A 15,943-nucleotide genomic window follows, 5' to 3' on the forward strand; every position below is an offset into this window, starting at 1 on the left:
CCAGGATTTTGCAAGGGAATACCAAATCACTTTGGACAAGAAGAATAATAATGATAGGACGCTAACAATTATGCAAAATGTTTCCCGTCAACATTTAATCATTATTACAAACTTTTTGTTCCCGAGGCGGCAGGATGTTCGACTGCGCCTCCCAGATAGGCACTGCGCACCTCCTCGTTATGCAACAATTCCTCGCCGCTGCCGCTGAGTCGTATCTCGCCGTTAACCATCACATAACCCCGATCCGCCAGTTGCAGCGCATGGCGCGCGTTCTGCTCCACCAGAAACAGCGTCATGCCCTGCTGCGTCAGCTCACGCAGGATGGCGAAGATTTGCTTCACCACCAGCGGTGCCAGCCCGAGGCTGGGTTCATCCAGCAGCAGCAATTTCGGGCGGCTCATCAACGCACGGGCAATCGCCAGCATCTGCTGCTCACCGCCCGATAGCGTCATCGCGCGCTGTTTACGCCTTTCCAGCAGTCGGGGAAACAGTTGATACATGCGATCCTTATCTTCGCGCGCAAAGCGGTCGCCGATGGCAATGGTGCCCATCAGCAGATTTTCCTCCACCGTCATATCCGGGAAGATGCGCCGGCCCTCCGGCGCCTGCGCGATACCACTGGCGGCGATAAAATGGGTGGATCGGTGACTGATGGCCTCGCCGCGAAAGCGAATCTCGCCAGCGGCGATGCGCGGCTGGCTGAAAATTGACATCAGCAGCGTTGATTTACCCGCCCCGTTGGCACCAATCAGCGCCACGGTTTCGCCTTCATTAACCGTCAGCGACACCTGCTTCAGTGCTTGCACCGGGCCATAAAATACGTCCACCTGTTCAAAGCTCAGCATCGGTTCAGACATGGTCATCCTCCTCTTCCGCGCCGAGATAGGCGGCAATCACCCGTGGGTCATGACGGATTTGCTGCGGCGTGCCTTGCGCAATCACGTCGCCGTGATCCAACACCACGATATGATCGGAGATACGCATCACCATCGGCATATCGTGTTCAATCAACAACACGCTGATACGATGGTCGGCGCGCAGCCGATGCAGAATCTGGCTTAACGCCTCGGTCTCCACCGGGTTCAGGCCTGCCGCCGGTTCATCAAGGCAGATCAGCTCCGGGCGGGTACACATGGCACGGGCAATCTCCAGTCGCCGCTGCTGTCCATAAGATAAGGTGCCCGCCAGTCGGTTAGCGCTGCCCACCAGGTCAACGTTCTCCAGCCAGTAAAATGCCCGGTCCAGCGCGCGATTCTCCGCTTCGCGATAACCACGGGTATTCAGGATGCCAGCGATCAGTTGACGGTTAACCTGCATATGCTGCGCCACCAGCAGGTTCTCCACCACCGACATCTCGCGAAACAGGCGGATATTCTGAAAGGTACGCGCCAGCCCGGCGCGGTTCACCAGATGCGCGCCACCAAACATTTTGTACCAGATACGTGAACCCAGCCGCGCCGGATGCAGCCAGTCACCGGGATGAATTTTCTGCCCCAGTACCTGGATCACATCGGTCGATCGCTGATTGGCGTTAAGAGTGATGCGCCCGCCAGTGGCGCGATAGAAACCGGTCAGACAGTTAAATACCGTGGTTTTACCCGCGCCGTTCGGGCCGATCAACGATGTCACCGAACCACGCTCCACTGCCAGGCTGACGTCGTTCAGCGCCTTAATACCGCCGAAGCGCATCATCAGGTTATTCACCTGCAAAATCGCATCACTCATGGCGCACTCCTTTACGCAGCGGTACACCCACGCGCGCGGTACGTACCAGGCCACGCGGTCGCCAGATCATCATCAGCACCATCAACATGCCAAACAACAACACGCGATATTCGGCAAAGCTGCGCAACAGCTCCGGGGCGACCGTCAGCACAAAAGCCGCCAGCACCACGCCGAGCGTCGACCCCATCCCGCCCAGCACCACAATGGCGAGGATCAGCGCCGATTCAAAGAAGGTGAACGAGGTTGGATTGACAAAGCCCTGATAGGTGGCGAAAAACACCCCGGCGATCCCGGCGGTGGACGCGCCGAGCATAAACGCCGACAGCTTGACCAGCACATGATTCAGCCCCATTGCGCGACAGGCGATCTCATCCTCGCGCAGCGCTTCCCACGCGCGGCCAATCGGCATACGCGTCAGGCGATGTTTGATCCACAACACCAGCAACACCACCAGAACCAGCACCACATAGATAAAGATAAACTTCATGTTCGGGTTGTAGTCGAGATGGAAAAACTCGTTGTAGGGGACACCGCCCTCGCGTGCGCGACGGCCAAACTCCAGACCAAAAAAGGTCGGTGCCGGCACCGAGACACCATTGGGACCGCCGGTGAAGGCCAGCCAGTTGTTGAGGATCAAACGGATGATTTCACCAAACCCGAGGGTGACGATCGCCAGGTAATCACCGTGCATCCGCAGCACCGGAAAACCGAGTAGCGCCCCGGCAAAGGCCGCCATCAAGGCCGCCAGTGGCAACATGCTCCAGAAACCCAGGCCGAGATACTCATAACCTAACGCCAGACCATAAGCGCCGATGGCGTAAAACGCCACATAACCGAGGTCCAGCAACCCGGCAAGCCCCACCACGATATTCAACCCGAGGCCGAGCAACACATAAATTAAACCCAGAATCGCTACCGTCAGCAGGTATTTACTGGAAAGGAACGGAAAGGCCAACGCCAGCACCACCACCAGCGGCAGGACCCAGCGCATCGCTGATCGGTGGCCCGGCTCACGGACATATACCCCGTCATCGCTGCCTTCGAACTTGCGGGCGAAGCGTTGTCCGGTCGGAGTTTGCAGCAACAGGCTGAGCAGCAGTCGCCCCACCATCACCACCCCCACCAGCAGCGCGACCCGCAGTGGCGACAGATGAAAACTGTAGCCATCCAGTACCACGCCGACGATCGGTCCAAACACCACCAGCGCCACCAGCCCGGCCATCAGACAATCCAGCAGCGACTGGCGCACATCCACAGATTGCGTCATTGCACTCATTTCGGCGTCCTCACACTTTGGCAACCAGCGGTCGTCCCAACAGCCCCTGTGGCCGGAAGATCAAGATCACCACCAACAGGGCAAAAGAGAAAACATCTTTGTAATCGGAGTTCACCAGTCCGGCGAATTGCGCTTCCGCCACCCCGAGCAGCAGACCGCCGAGCATCGCCCCGGGCAGCGAACCAATACCGCCCAGTACCGCAGCGGTAAACGCCTTGATGCCGATGACAAAGCCAATGTAGAAATCAAAGGTGCCGTAGTTCATGGTCACCAGTACCCCGGCCAGCCCGGCCATTGCCGCACCAATCATAAACACCAGCGAGATCACCCGATCGGTGTTGATACCGAGAATCGCGGCCATGCGCCGATCCTGCTGCACCGCACGACAAATCCGCCCCAGCCGTGTGTACTGAATAATCCACGTCAGCAGCGCCATGCCGCACAGAGCGGCAATCAGGATAAACACTTTGGTCCAGGTGATTTGCACCACGCCACCATCAATCTCCATACGCAGCACGCCACTCATCAACGTGGGGATGCCCTGCTGATTCGGTCCCTGGCTCAATTGCACGTAGTTCTGCAAAATCAGCGACATCCCAATCGCCGAAATCAACGGCGCAAGACGGGTGGAGTTGCGTAACGGGCGATAAGCGATGCGCTCAATGGTCCAGCCATACACGGCGGTGATGACGATAGTGAAGATCAGGGTGCCGAAAATCAGCAGTGGAAAGGAGTGGATGCCGAAGAAGCTGAGCAGGCCCAGCCCGATGGCACAAAGATAGGCGGAGATCATATACACCTCGCCGTGGGCGAAGTTGATCATGCCGATAATGCCGTACACCATGGTGTAGCCGATAGCAATCAGCCCGTAAACCGCGCCCAGCGTCAGGCCGTTCACCAGTTGCTGAAGAAAGAAGGCGTCCATATGCAAGTCCCGTGCTTAAGGGGAGCGCAAACCTCGCGCCCAATCGCGAATGGCCCCGCTGCACGCGGGGCCGCGTGTCAGCTTACAGCTGGTGATATTTGCCTTTATCGTCCCACTGGTAGACCACGTAATCCGAGACTTTCAGGTCGCCTTTGCCATCCCAGGCTTTTTTACCCATTACGGTATCGACGCTATTCGCTTTCAGCCAGTCGCTGGCTTTGGCGTTATCTTTCCCTGCGGCTTTATACGCAGCGGCCAGTGCCTGCACCGAGGCGTAGGCATACAGGGTGTAACCTTCCGGCTCAAAACCACCCGCGCGGAACTTGGCGATCACCGCTTTACCATCCGGGATCTGACGCGGGTCCTGACCAAAGGTCATGTAGACCCCTTTGGTGTATTGTGGGCCACCGGCAGCAGTCACCATATCTTCCGTCACGATGCAGTCACCGGAGAAGAAGGCAGCCGTAACGCCCTGCTCACGCATCTGACGCACCAGAGGCCCCGCTTCCGGGTGGCAACCGCCAAAGTAGACCACATCCGGTTTCACCGAGGCGATTTTGGTAACCAGCGCGTTGAAGTCTTTCTCACCACGCGACAGACCTTCATATAACACCTCGTTGACGCCACGTTTTTCCAGCGCCGCTTTGGTCGCATCAGCCAGCCCCTGACCGTAGGTGTCTTTATCGTGGATCACCGCCACGCGTTTGGCCTTCAACTTATCGATGATGTAGTTAGCCGCAATCGCCCCTTGTTGGTCGTCACGGCCACACATACGGAACATGGTTTTCATGCCGCGTTCAGTGATTTGTGGGTTGGTGGAACCGGGGGTGATCGCCAGCACACCGGCATCGTCATACACTTCAGAGGCGGGCATGGTGGAGGAGGAGCAGAAGTGGCCGACCACCGCCAGCACTTTGTCCTGATCCACCAGACGGTTGGCTACCGCCACCGCCTGTTTTGGTTCACAGGCGTCATCGCCCTGCACCAGCACAATTTTCTCACCGTTAATGCCTCCGGCAGCGTTGATATCATCCGCCGCCTGAGTGGCACCTTTCCAATACTGTGCGCCGTAAGTGGCATTAGGGCCGGAAAAGGGTCCGGCTACACCAATTTTAATGTCTGCCTGGGCATAAAACGCCGCACTCAGGCAACCAGCAATCACGACCTTCAATGGTACTTGTATGAATTTCAAAGACATGCTTTCAATCCTCAACGGGTCAGGAACGGAGCCATACCACGGCCTGGGAGAAATCAATTTCTGAAACTTAACGAAGTGCGATGAGTGGCCAGCAGGGCCACGGTTAACGATTAAGCAAAAACCTCGCCAAAGGTAAGCATTGGTGACAAGTTTTTGCACCGACAGCGCGTTAAAGCGGCGGGAACACGTCTGCTGATCTTAACCATAGCCAGCGTTTGCCGACGCACCAGCACTCTGATGGTGCAGAATGCGGTCGATCACAGATTCTTCATGGTGCTGAGGGGTTTACCCGCTATGCTATAGCCAAATCGGCCCAAATTTCGGAGGGAGAACCTATGACTACACAACGGAACGGCATCAGCAGCCAGCAGGCGCTGGATGAACTGGAACGCCTGTACGACAACGCGGTTGCGGCTTTACGCAGCGCAATTCGTGACTTTACCGAACAGGGACGTCTGCCGGATGAAACGGCACGGCAGCAGGGATTGTTTGTTTACCCGGAACTGCGCCTTACCTGGGCGGGCGATGGCCCGCAGCAGAACCGCACCCGTGCCTGGGGCCGCTTCACCCATACCGGCAGCTACAGCACCACCATTACCCGTCCGGCCTTGCTGCGTCATTACCTGAGCGAGCAACTGTCGATGATTGAGAAAGAGTACGAGGTGGTGATTGAGGTCGGTCCCTCTCAGCAGGAGATCCCCTACCCTTACGTGATCGACGGTTCGGACCTGTCGCTGGATCGTTCCATGAGCGCCAGCATCGCCCGTCATTTCCCCACCACCGAGTTGTCGCAGATTGGTGATGAAACCGCCGATGGCCTGTTCAACGCCGACGCGCAGTTCCCGCTGTCGCATTTTGATGCGCTGCGTACCGACTTCTCGCTGGCGCGTCTGCGTCACTACACCGGCACCGCCGTTGAGCACTTTCAGCCGTTCGTGCTGTTCACTAACTACACGCGTTATGTCGATGAGTTTGTACGCTGGGCGATTGAGCAAGTACAGGATCCGAACACACCTTACGACAGCCTTGCCTGTGCTGGCGATGTGGTGATCACCAAAGAGACCCAGGACCCGGAAGCGATGATGTCGGACCTGGCGTGGAAGAAGCACCAGATGCCCGCCTGGCACCTGACGTCACCCAATCGTCGCGGCATTACGCTGGTGAATATCGGCGTGGGGCCATCCAATGCCAAAACCATCTGCGACCATCTGGCGGTGGTGCGTCCCCATGCGTGGTTGATGATTGGTCACTGCGGCGGCCTGCGAGAAAGCCAGACCATTGGCGATTATGTGCTGGCCCACGCCTATCTGCGTGACGATCATGTGCTGGACAGCGTATTGCCGCCGGATATCCCGATCCCCAGCATTGCCGAAGTACAGCGCGCGTTGTACGACGCCACCAAAGCGGTGAGCGGCATGCCGGGTGAAGAGGTCAAACAACGCCTGCGTACCGGCACCGTGGTGACCACCGATGACCGTAACTGGGAGCTGCGTTACTCCGCTTCGGCGTTGCGCTTTAACCTGAGTCGCGCTGTGGCGGTGGATATGGAGAGCGCGACAATCGCGGCGCAAGGGTACCGCTTCCGTGTGCCGTATGGCACTTTGTTGTGCGTTTCAGATAAGCCGCTACACGGGGAGATCAAGCTGCCAGGCCAGGCGAATCGCTTCTATGAAGGGGCGATTTCGGAGCATTTGCAGATTGGGATTTGTGCGGTGGAGTTGCTGCGGGCGGAGGGTGATAAATTGCATTCGCGCAAATTACGCACGTTTAATGAACCGCCGTTCAGGTAGGACCCGGTGCGGTTGGTGACCCTCACCCCGGCCCTCTGGGCAGGTGCGGTCTGTGACCCTCACCCCGGCCCTCTCCCATAAGGGAGAGGGAGATGTGCCATATGCTCGATCTGTTCCCTCTCCCGCTTGCGGGAGAGGGCGCTAGCTCAATCTGTTCCCTCTCCCGCTTGCGGGAGAGGGTTAGGGTGAGGGACCAGGGTGAGGTTAATTACGCACTCAACCAACCCAGCTTAATCACAAACAGGATCGACATAATAATCAGCGCCGCATTCACCTCTTTGGTACGGCCACTCAGCAGCTTCACCACCGTCCAGGTAATAAACCCAAACGCGATACCGTTAGCAATCGAGTAAGTCAGCGGCATGGTCAGCGCAGTGACCGTCACCGGCGCAGCCGTGGTGATGTCTTTCCAGTCAATCTCCGCCAGGCCAGAAGCCATCAGCACCGCCACGAACAGCAGCGCAGGCGCAGTGGCGAATACCGGCACGCTACCCGCCAGCGGCGAGAAGAACAGGCTCAGCACGAACAGAATAGCCACGACAATCGCGGTCAGACCGGTACGGCCACCGGCGCTGACGCCCGCTGCCGATTCAACATAACTGGTGGTGGTTGAAGTCCCCAGCAGAGAACCAAACAGCGCAGCCGCACTGTCGGCGATCAGCGCACGGCCCATTTTCGGCACGTTGCCCTGCTCATCCGCCAGACCCGCACGCTTGGTCACACCCAGCAGCGTACCGGTGTTGTCGAACACGTCGACAAACAGGAAGGCGAAAATCACGCTCACCAGGCCCACGTTAAAGGCACCGGCGATGTCCAGTTGCATAAAGGTCGGAGCGATAGACGGCGGTGCAGAGAACACGCCGCCAAACGGCGTCAGGCCAATACCCATCGACAGGAAGGTGACGATCAGGATGCCGATCAGCACCGCACCGGTCACGCGACGCGCTTCCAGTACCACGATGATGACGAAGCCCAGCAGCGCCAGCAGCGGGCCAGGTTTGGTCAGATCGCCCAGGCCCACCAGGGTCGCCGGGTTATCCACCACGATACCCGCGCCTTCCAGCGCAATCAGCGCCAGGAACAGGCCGATACCGGCAGCAATCCCGGCACGCAACGGCAGCGGAATACTGGCGATAATCCATTCACGGATTTTGAACACCGACAACGCAAAGAAGATACAGGCTGACAGGAACACCGCACCCAGCGCGATTTGCCAGGTGTAGCCCATGTGCAGCACCACGGTGTAAGTAAAGAAGGCATTGAGGCCCATACCCGGCGCCAGCGCAATCGGGTAGTTCGCAATCAGGCCCATCAGCACGCAGCCGATTGCCGCCGCCAGACAGGTGGCCACGAAAACCGCGCCCTTATCCATACCGGTCGCACCCAAAATGCTTGGGTTAACAAACAGGATATAGGCCATAGCCAGGAAGGTGGTTATGCCCGCGATAACTTCGGTGCGGACCGTTGTGTTGTGCGCTTTTAGCTTGAATAGTTTTTCTAACATCATCATCTCTCGTGATGGGGAGACGTCACTGACGTGCGTTCTCTTGCCAATGGGGTGTGCATGCGCGTTATTGTTGCGGGAAAAGGCAGACGGCTGCATGCTCGGCCATCAATCCGCCTTGTTACTAAACTCCTTTCCCCCTGTCCTCATAGCAATTGCTATGCCATAACAGGACGCAATCGTTTACCTTCACGACTGTATCTTAGACTCAGACAATTCTGAACCAGAACGAGGCGCGATTATGGTGCATTGCACCATGTGCGCGCAATCGTTTTCCCATCCGTCAACCGGGTAGCGAAAAAAGATTGCGGTAACGCACGCTTTCAAACTCTGTCAGGCGATGCCGCTCACGTTTCTGTTGCCTGATTAAGCAGGCAAAAGTGGTCGGTATACACTCTCGTTAACCCTTCCATAACAAAAGAGGCCCGTAATGAAGCCCGCAATTCTGGTAGTGGATGACGATCGCGCGGTATGCGAACTGCTGCACGATGTATTGAGTGAACATGTTTTTACCGTATTCAGCTGCCATCAGGGAAAAGATGCGCTGACGTTGCTGGATAAACACCCGGAAATCTCGCTGGTGATGCTGGATATGATGCTGCCGGACACCAATGGTCTGCTGGTGCTACAGCAAATGCAGCGCCAACGGCCTGAGCTGCTGGTGATCATGCTAACGGGCATGGGATCAGAAGCGGATATGGTGGTGGGTCTGGAGATGGGCGCTGACGATTATATTGCCAAACCGTTTAATCCCCGCGTGGTTGTTGCGCGGGCGCGTGCAGCATTACGCCGTTGTGGTCGGCTGGCGCAACCCGTCAGCACCCAGGACGAGGGTTGGCAGTTTAACGGCTGGCGACTGGATGAAACGCGCTGCCAACTGTTTAACCCCCAGCGTGAGACGGTGACGTTAACTCAGGGTGAATATGCGTTGCTGCGCGCCCTGGTGTGTCATGCCCGTAAAGTACTGACGCGCGACCAGTTGCTGGAACTCACCCACAGCGAAACGCTGGATGTGTTCGACCGTACCATTGACGTGCTGATCATGCGGTTGCGCCGCAAGATTGAGATGAACCCGCATCAGCCGAGCCTGATCCGCACCATCCGTGGTCTGGGTTATGTTTTCTCTGCGGATGTGATGCGCCCGGCCTCTGCCGTGCATGTCACACAAATCGCCTGATCCATCCAGCGCTGCATCTCGGCCAGTGGCCGGGTGCCGTCCAGCGCATTCGCCGCGTGCAGATTAAAACAGGCGCAGGTATGCGCCAGCTTCAGCGTCTCGGTCATTGGCCAGCCCTGATGACTGGCGTATAACACGCCGGCACAAAAGGCATCCCCGGCCCCGACGCTGCCAACAATCTCTTCTGGCGTCAGTTGCCACGCCGGTTGCCAGCGCCCTTCACCGTTGACCTCCTGGCCCCATGCCCCTTCTGGCGCATGGATCACCACGCGTCGCCGGACGCCCTGCTGCACCAGCCAGGTCGCCGCCGCCGCAAAGGCGTCAGGCGGTGCGATCCCCGTCGCGCTGCGCAGCCTGACACCGGTCAGGGATTGCGCCTCCAGTTCGTTAATCACCAGATAATCGAGCCAGCGCAGTGCGGGCACCACCAGCGCCTGGTACTCCCCGACGCGCGACACAAGATCGAGCGAGGTCAGATAGCCGCGCTGCTGCATTTGCGCCAGTAGATGGGCACCGCGCGTGCCCCAATGTTCATCCGGTAAATCAAGGCAATCCAGCAGCAACAGATAACCGAGGTGGAAGATGCGATGGGAGGTATGGATAGCGGCAAAATGCGGTAAATCGAGCTGTGCATTGGCCCCGCGGGCATGAAAAAACGTACGCTGACCATCCGGTGTGGTCATCACCTGGGTCATGGCGGTGTTCACGCTTCGGGTGCGCTGTACCAGGCGGCGATCAACCTGATGCTGGTCCAGCAACTGCACGATAAAATCACCGTCGCTGTCCTCGCCGATCATCCCCACCCCGGCCAGCGGCAAATCAATCTGCATACGCGCCAGGGTGAACAACACGTTAAGCGCGGCCCCCCCGCTGCATTTTTCACTGTGGTGAATCTCCGCCAGCCAGCCTTGTTCCGGCCAGTGACTGATGCGTTGTACATGATCCACCAACATGCTGCCCGCTGCCAGGATGCCGCTGCGTATTGTCATCTCAGGCCCTCCCGGCGCTGCCGAACACCCGCATCTGCTGAGCCACCACGTTGCTGATATCACGCTCCACCGCCATCAGCAGCTCGGCAAAGGCGTCATAACGCGCCTCTCGCTGGGCAATCTGGTTCTCGATCGCCCCCAGTGCCGCCTGCGACATGCCGGTATAGAAGTTGATTTTGTGGATGCCCAGGCTGATGGCATGGCGGAAATCGGCGTCGCTGATACCTGAACCGCCATGCAACACCAACGGCACGCGTGCCGCATCACGGATCGCCGCCAGCCGGTCGAAATCGAGTTTCGGCTCGCCTTTATACTTACCGTGCGCATTGCCGATCGCCACGGCCAGACAATCAATGCCGGTGCTGCGCACAAACTCGGCTGCCAGTTGTGGATCGGTGAATTTATTGCTGTCGGCCTCGCCAAACAACGCGCCACCTTCATCGCCGCCCACTGCGCCAAGTTCCGCTTCCACCGATACGCCAAGCGCGTGACAGATTTTCACCACCTCCTGGGTCTGGCGCACATTCTCGTCATAACTGAGGGTGGAGCCATCAAACATCACCGAGGTAAAACCCAGGCGGATAGCCTGCATCACCGCGTCGAAGTGCAGGCCGTGATCGAGGTTGAGTACCACCGGAATATCGTGCAGCACCGCTTCGGTACGAATGGCAGCAATCAGATGATCGAGGCTGACATACTTAAAATGCACCTCGGCAATGTTGATGATAAACGGCGAACGTTGCTGTTCCGCCGCGTGAAACAGCGCACGCAGAAAGTGGGTATCGAGCACGTTAAACGCGCCCAGCGCATAACCATTTTGTTGCGCATGAGCCAAACCCTGCGCCAGTGAAATCAGTGCCATAGGATGCTCCTTCAGGCCAGCCAGCGGGCATATTCGTTACACAGCAACCAGCGCGGATCTTCATCCTCATCAACCGGGTTGAAGCGTGCCAGCGGGGTGAGAAAGACATTGTCGTGTTCGTCGTCGTTCGGCATGGAGACTTCCCCTACCAGCACATCGCCGTAGCCCTCTTCGCCCCAGAAGCTGTGCCAGATGCCGGGGACAAGGGTGACGCTTTCACCCGGCGACAGACGCAGTTGCGAACCGGCGGCATGGGTCTGGCGCAGGCCATCAAGGGTGACGTTAACCGGCGTGTTAGCCAGTTGCTGGCCGTCACGGTTGTGCAGCGTGACAATCAGGTTACCGCCGCCACGGTTGATAATGTCTTCCATCTTTTGCGGGTGATAATGCATCGGCGTCACCTGCCCTTCGCGCACATGCATGATTTTTTCCGCATAGGGTTTGCTCCACGGCTTACCGCCGCGTGAGCCGTTGCGCAGGGTGAACAGGGTTAACCCGGTCTGAAAAAAATCCTCGGCACCAAAGCTGGTGACATCCCAGCCCAGATGCAGGGCCAGCAGTTCATCGGCGACAGATTTATCCAGCGCACGCCATTGGCTAAGACCGTAATCGGCCCAGCTCGGCAGGTGGACATCCTGGCGCATAAAGAATTCGCGGGTCAGTTGTAGAATGGCATTCACTTCCGAACGTTGCATCACTGCGTCTCCGGTCAGTGGGAAATTGGGGCGGCGCGAGCCTTAACTGAACAACATTACGCCGCCCAGGTCGGTTATTTCACCGTCCAGCCTTTGTAGCTGCCGACGTTGTTACGATCGATCATCGTCACCGGGATCAGCACCGGTTTGTCCGGCGCTGGCTTGCCTTGCAGGATGTCGTAACCAATCTCCACGGCTTTGGCTGCCATCACCTGCGGATCTTGTGCCGGGGTGGCGACAAACAGCGAACCTTTGCGCTTCAGCGCCTCTTCACCGTCCGGGCTACCATCGACGCCGACAATAAAGAATTCGCTGCGCTGCGCCTGTTTGGCGGCCAGATCCGCGCCGATGGCGGTAGGATCATTAATCGCGAACACCGCATCAATTTTCGGGTTAGCTGACAGCAGGCCGGTCATCACTTCCAGCCCCCCTTCACGGCTGCCTTTGGCGTTTTGGTTCGATGACAGAATCTTGATATCAGGATGGGTTTTGAACTCCGCCTCGCAACCTTCGACACGGTTCTGCACGGCGGAAACCGGCGGCCCGTTGATGATCACCACGTTGCCTTTGTTTTTCAGGCGGTCGGAGATGTATTTACAGGCCATCGCCCCGGCCTGGGTGTTATCGGAGGTGATGGTGGCATCGGCCCCTTCGGCGGCCACGTCCACCGCCACCACCACGATACCGGCATCACGCGCGCGTTTCACCGCCGGGGCAATCCCTTTGGAGTCGGCGGCGTTGAGGATGATCATGTCCACTTTAGCGGCGATAAAGTTATCAATCTGCGCCACTTGCTGACCAAGATCGTAGCCGCTGGAGACCAGCGTCACCTTCACGTCGTCACCGGCCAGCTTGCGCGCTTCCAGGGCCGCCCCTTTGGTGATCTGCACGAAGAACGGGTTGGCGAGATCGCCGACGGTTACACCAATGGCTTTTAACTCTTTGGCCTGGACCAGCGGCGCACTGAGAAGCGTGGCCGCCAGCAGTCCGGTAAGGATCGGATTAAAACGCATAGTCGATGTTCTCCTGCTTTTTTTGGTTTTGTATTGTTGCTGCCCTTGCCCTCACCCTAACCCTCTCCCGCAAGCGGGAGAGGGAACCGATCGAGCATATGGCACATCCCCCTCTCCCTTATGGGAGAGGGCCGGGGTGAGGGTTACAGACCGCACCTACCCCACATGATGCCGGGTGCGATATTTATCGATCAGCACGGCGATAATGATCACCGCGCCTTTAATCACCAGTTGCCAGAAGTACGACACCCCCATCAGCGTCATACCGTTATTCAGGGTGGCGATAATCAGCGCACCAATCAGCGTGCCGGTAATGGTGCCGATGCCGCCGACGAAGCTGGTGCCGCCGAGGATCACCGCAGCGATAGCATCCAGCTCATAGCCGACACCGAGGTTGCCGTTGGCGCTGTAGAGACGCGAGGCGCTCATCAGGCCGCCCAAGCCGGACAGCAGGCCGCTCACCGCGTAGACAAACACCAGCACCGCGCCAACCTTGATACCGGTCAGCCGGGCGGCCTGCATGTTGCCGCCCACCGCATAGATGTGAACCCCCAGCGTGGTACGGCGCAGGATGAACCAGCACAGCGCAATTACCGCAAAGGCGATAACAATCAGCCAGGGAATCGGCCCGATGTAGCCGTTGCCGATCCACTCAAAGTTGATGTCGGAGTTGATCACCGTGGTGCCGTCGGCCAGCAGGTAGGCCGCACCACGCAGCGCGGTATAAGTACCGAGGGTGACGATAAACGGCGGCAGTCCCGCCCACGCCACCAGCAAGCCGTTGAACAGCCCCATGATCAGCCCTGCCCCGAGCGCCGCCGGAATGGTCAGGCTGGCGAAGGCCGGATCGAGCGACACCACCATTGCCACCACCGCGGTAGTACCGAGCATCGACCCCACCGACAAATCAATACCGCCGGTCAGAATCACAAAGGTCATCCCCGCCGCCAGCACGATGTTGATCGACGCCTGACGGGTAATGTTCAGCAGGTTGGCCTCGGTAAAAAAGTTCGGTGCAACAAAGCCAAACACCGCGACAATCAGAATCAAAATCGGCAGGATGCCAACGGTCTGCAACAGATCCGCCATCAGCGCCCGTTTCAGCGTGGGGTTTTTCATTCGGGTGGTTTCACTGGTCATCCTCGTCTCCTCACGCATGGGCCGGCTGTGCGCCGGTGGCCAGCGTCATAATGTTTTCCTGGCTGATCTCGTTCGCGCTTAATTCACCGGCAATGGTGCCGGCACGCATTACGTAAACCCGGTCGCTCATCCCCACCACTTCCGGCAGCTCGCTGGAGATCATCAGAATCGCCACGCCCTGCTGCGCCAGTTGGCTCATCATGCGATAGATCTCACTTTTGGCACCGACGTCGACACCGCGCGTCGGTTCATCGAGGATCAGGATGCGCGGTGCAATCGCCACCCAGCGCGACACCAGCAGCTTCTGCTGGTTGCCGCCGGAGAGGCCACCGGCACGGACCTGAGCATGGGGGACACGGATGTTGAGGGTTTGGATCGCTTCGCTGGCAATCTTCTGCCCTTTGCGGCGATTAAGCAGACCGTAACTGGCATCGCGTTCCAGCGTCGCCATCACAATGTTTTCCTGCGCCGCCAGTTCGAGAAACAAGCCCTGCTCTTTCCGGTTCTCGGTAAGAAAACCGATGCCGTGGGCGATGGCTTCACGCGGTGAATGAATTTTTACCTGTTCGCCATCGATCCAGATTTCCCCGCTGCTCGGTTTGTGCACCCCAAAAATCAGCTGCGCCAGCTCGCTGCGCCCGGCACCCACCAGTCCGGCAAGACCGACTATCTCCCCGGCCCGCACCGCCAGACTACTGGGATAAACCTTTTTGCCATCGCCAAGGTGATTCACGGCGAGACGAATGGCGCCGAACGGAATGGATCGATCTTTGTTAAACAGATCGCTGAGGGGCCGCCCGACCATCATGCGCACCAGCTCACTGGCATTCAGTTGGTCACGCGTCAGGCTGCCAACGTATTGACCATCGCGCAGCACGCTGACACGGTCGGAAAGCTCATACACTTCCGCCATACGATGGCTGATATAGATGATCGCCATGCCTTCACTGCGCAGACGTTTGATCAGCGCAAACAGTTGCTCGGTTTCGCGATTGGAGAGTGCAGCGGTCGGTTCATCCATCACCAGAATGCGACTTTTGCGATGCAGCGCACGGGCAATCTCCACCTGCTGCTGCTCAGCAATACTCAGTCGGCTCACCAGGTCAGTGGCGCTGAACTGCGCACCCAGGCGGTCAATCACCTGTTGTGCCTCTTCCGCCATTTGACGGCGTTTGACTAAACCGGCGCGAGTGATTTCACTGCCGAGGAAAATGTTCTCCGCCACCGTCAGGTTGGGTGCCAGGTTGATCTCCTGGTAAATCAGGGTGATGCCCGCCGCCAGCGCCTCTTTCGGACCTTTAATGGCGTAAGGCTGCCCATCAATCAGGATCTCCCCGCTGCTGGCGGTGTAAGCCCCGGCGAGGATCTTCATCAGGGTGCTTTTGCCTGCGCCGTTTTCCCCCATCAGCGCATGGACTTCACCGGGCCAGACCGTCAGGTCCACCCCTTTCAACGCGTAAAAGCTGCCAAAACGTCGGGTGATTGCCCGCATTTCCAGAATCGGTGTGGCCGTCATCGCTGCGCTCCTGCTGGCAAAGGGTGCAGCGAGTTAATCAGCGACAGATAAATGGAAAATGTCAGCCGCCATTTATATTTGTCATATTTCACCGCCGACCGACTTCTATACTCGCGCTGAATGAGGCCGGTTG

14 protein-coding genes are annotated in these 15,943 nt (G+C 58.2%); 2 read left to right on the plus strand and 12 right to left on the minus strand.

Going from position 1 to position 15,943, the window contains the following annotated elements:
• Positions 1-104: 104 nt before the first annotated feature.
• The 5 genes from AC6I8T_RS13040 to AC6I8T_RS13060 form a co-directional block, all read right to left on the minus strand.
• The gene (locus AC6I8T_RS13040) at positions 105-857 is read right to left on the minus strand and encodes an ABC transporter ATP-binding protein (protein ID WP_415173568.1); all 753 of its coding nucleotides are present in this window, start codon (positions 855-857) and stop codon (positions 105-107) included.
• The gene (locus AC6I8T_RS13045) at positions 850-1,725 is read right to left on the minus strand and encodes an ABC transporter ATP-binding protein (RefSeq protein WP_208724087.1); all 876 of its coding nucleotides are present in this window, start codon (positions 1,723-1,725) and stop codon (positions 850-852) included. Before AC6I8T_RS13045 ends, AC6I8T_RS13040 begins: the two co-directional genes overlap by 8 nt.
• A complete protein-coding gene (livM, locus tag AC6I8T_RS13050) occupies positions 1,718-3,001 on the minus strand; it encodes a high-affinity branched-chain amino acid ABC transporter permease LivM (protein WP_497833986.1) in 1,284 nt (427 codons plus the stop codon). Before livM ends, AC6I8T_RS13045 begins: the two co-directional genes overlap by 8 nt.
• 10 nt (positions 3,002-3,011) lie before the next feature.
• Complete coding sequence (locus AC6I8T_RS13055) at positions 3,012-3,926, minus strand: ABC transporter permease subunit (protein ID WP_021182819.1); 915 nt, start codon at positions 3,924-3,926, stop codon at positions 3,012-3,014.
• A gap of 82 nt (positions 3,927-4,008) precedes the next feature.
• The gene (locus tag AC6I8T_RS13060; RefSeq protein WP_036624907.1) at positions 4,009-5,124 is read right to left on the minus strand and encodes a branched-chain amino acid ABC transporter substrate-binding protein; all 1,116 of its coding nucleotides are present in this window, start codon (positions 5,122-5,124) and stop codon (positions 4,009-4,011) included.
• Positions 5,125-5,459: 335 nt separating this feature from the next.
• On the opposite strand from AC6I8T_RS13060, the gene AC6I8T_RS13065 reads away from it, so the two are divergent.
• Entirely contained in the window at positions 5,460-6,914 is a 1,455-nt protein-coding gene (locus tag AC6I8T_RS13065) for an AMP nucleosidase (RefSeq protein WP_021182817.1), read from the plus strand.
• Positions 6,915-7,122: 208 nt separating this feature from the next.
• Here AC6I8T_RS13065 and AC6I8T_RS13070 read toward each other — a convergent pair whose 3' ends face one another.
• Positions 7,123-8,421: an NCS2 family permease gene (locus AC6I8T_RS13070; protein WP_021182816.1), complete on the minus strand. Its 1,299-nt coding sequence runs from the start codon at positions 8,419-8,421 to the stop codon at positions 7,123-7,125.
• A 427-nt stretch (positions 8,422-8,848) separates the two neighbouring features.
• On the opposite strand from AC6I8T_RS13070, the gene AC6I8T_RS13075 reads away from it, so the two are divergent.
• On the plus strand, positions 8,849-9,595 hold the full coding sequence (locus AC6I8T_RS13075; protein ID WP_036624905.1) for a response regulator: 747 nt from the start codon (positions 8,849-8,851) through the stop codon (positions 9,593-9,595).
• Here the strand turns inward: AC6I8T_RS13075 and AC6I8T_RS13080 are convergent.
• From AC6I8T_RS13080 to AC6I8T_RS13105, 6 genes are all read right to left on the minus strand, one after another.
• Positions 9,532-10,584 carry a carbohydrate kinase family protein gene (locus tag AC6I8T_RS13080; RefSeq protein WP_208724085.1) on the minus strand — a complete coding sequence of 351 codons (1,053 nt, stop codon included), beginning with the start codon at positions 10,582-10,584 and terminating at the stop codon, positions 9,532-9,534. The genes AC6I8T_RS13075 and AC6I8T_RS13080 overlap by 64 nt on opposite strands.
• Before the next feature lies 1 nt (position 10,585).
• Complete coding sequence (locus AC6I8T_RS13085; protein ID WP_497833987.1) at positions 10,586-11,446, minus strand: ketose 1,6-bisphosphate aldolase; 861 nt, start codon at positions 11,444-11,446, stop codon at positions 10,586-10,588.
• Between the two features lie 11 nt (positions 11,447-11,457).
• Positions 11,458-12,141: a D-lyxose/D-mannose isomerase gene (locus AC6I8T_RS13090; protein ID WP_497834303.1), complete on the minus strand. Its 684-nt coding sequence runs from the start codon at positions 12,139-12,141 to the stop codon at positions 11,458-11,460.
• 74 nt (positions 12,142-12,215) lie between these two features.
• Positions 12,216-13,154 carry an ABC transporter substrate-binding protein gene (locus AC6I8T_RS13095; RefSeq protein ID WP_021182810.1) on the minus strand — a complete coding sequence of 313 codons (939 nt, stop codon included), beginning with the start codon at positions 13,152-13,154 and terminating at the stop codon, positions 12,216-12,218.
• A 156-nt stretch (positions 13,155-13,310) separates the two neighbouring features.
• Positions 13,311-14,294: an ABC transporter permease subunit gene (locus tag AC6I8T_RS13100; protein ID WP_021182809.1), complete on the minus strand. Its 984-nt coding sequence runs from the start codon at positions 14,292-14,294 to the stop codon at positions 13,311-13,313.
• Positions 14,295-14,304: 10 nt separating this feature from the next.
• Entirely contained in the window at positions 14,305-15,810 is a 1,506-nt protein-coding gene (locus AC6I8T_RS13105; RefSeq protein WP_208724082.1) for a sugar ABC transporter ATP-binding protein, read from the minus strand.
• Positions 15,811-15,943 lie beyond the last annotated feature (133 nt).

Source organism: Pantoea sp. X-Soil-OKNW-556, assembly GCF_059730695.1.

What these genes read in the sequence shown, in the direction of transcription:
- AC6I8T_RS13060 (WP_036624907.1), bottom strand. Translation starts at nt 5,124, where the DNA reads ATGTCTTTGAAATTCATACAAGTACCATTGAAGGTCGTGATTGCTGGT.
- AC6I8T_RS13090 (WP_497834303.1), bottom strand. Translation starts at nt 12,141, where the DNA reads ATGCAACGTTCGGAAGTGAATGCCATTCTACAACTGACCCGCGAATTC.
- AC6I8T_RS13105 (WP_208724082.1), bottom strand. Translation starts at nt 15,810, where the DNA reads ATGACGGCCACACCGATTCTGGAAATGCGGGCAATCACCCGACGTTTT.
- AC6I8T_RS13100 (WP_021182809.1), bottom strand. Translation starts at nt 14,294, where the DNA reads ATGACCAGTGAAACCACCCGAATGAAAAACCCCACGCTGAAACGGGCG.
- AC6I8T_RS13045 (WP_208724087.1), bottom strand. Translation starts at nt 1,725, where the DNA reads ATGAGTGATGCGATTTTGCAGGTGAATAACCTGATGATGCGCTTCGGC.
- AC6I8T_RS13040 (WP_415173568.1), bottom strand. Translation starts at nt 857, where the DNA reads ATGTCTGAACCGATGCTGAGCTTTGAACAGGTGGACGTATTTTATGGC.
- AC6I8T_RS13070 (WP_021182816.1), bottom strand. Translation starts at nt 8,421, where the DNA reads ATGATGTTAGAAAAACTATTCAAGCTAAAAGCGCACAACACAACGGTC.
- AC6I8T_RS13080 (WP_208724085.1), bottom strand. Translation starts at nt 10,584, where the DNA reads ATGACAATACGCAGCGGCATCCTGGCAGCGGGCAGCATGTTGGTGGAT.
- AC6I8T_RS13065 (WP_021182817.1), top strand. Translation starts at nt 5,460, where the DNA reads ATGACTACACAACGGAACGGCATCAGCAGCCAGCAGGCGCTGGATGAA.
- AC6I8T_RS13095 (WP_021182810.1), bottom strand. Translation starts at nt 13,154, where the DNA reads ATGCGTTTTAATCCGATCCTTACCGGACTGCTGGCGGCCACGCTTCTC.
- AC6I8T_RS13075 (WP_036624905.1), top strand. Translation starts at nt 8,849, where the DNA reads ATGAAGCCCGCAATTCTGGTAGTGGATGACGATCGCGCGGTATGCGAA.
- AC6I8T_RS13055 (WP_021182819.1), bottom strand. Translation starts at nt 3,926, where the DNA reads ATGGACGCCTTCTTTCTTCAGCAACTGGTGAACGGCCTGACGCTGGGC.
- AC6I8T_RS13085 (WP_497833987.1), bottom strand. Translation starts at nt 11,446, where the DNA reads ATGGCACTGATTTCACTGGCGCAGGGTTTGGCTCATGCGCAACAAAAT.
- livM (WP_497833986.1), bottom strand. Translation starts at nt 3,001, where the DNA reads ATGAGTGCAATGACGCAATCTGTGGATGTGCGCCAGTCGCTGCTGGAT.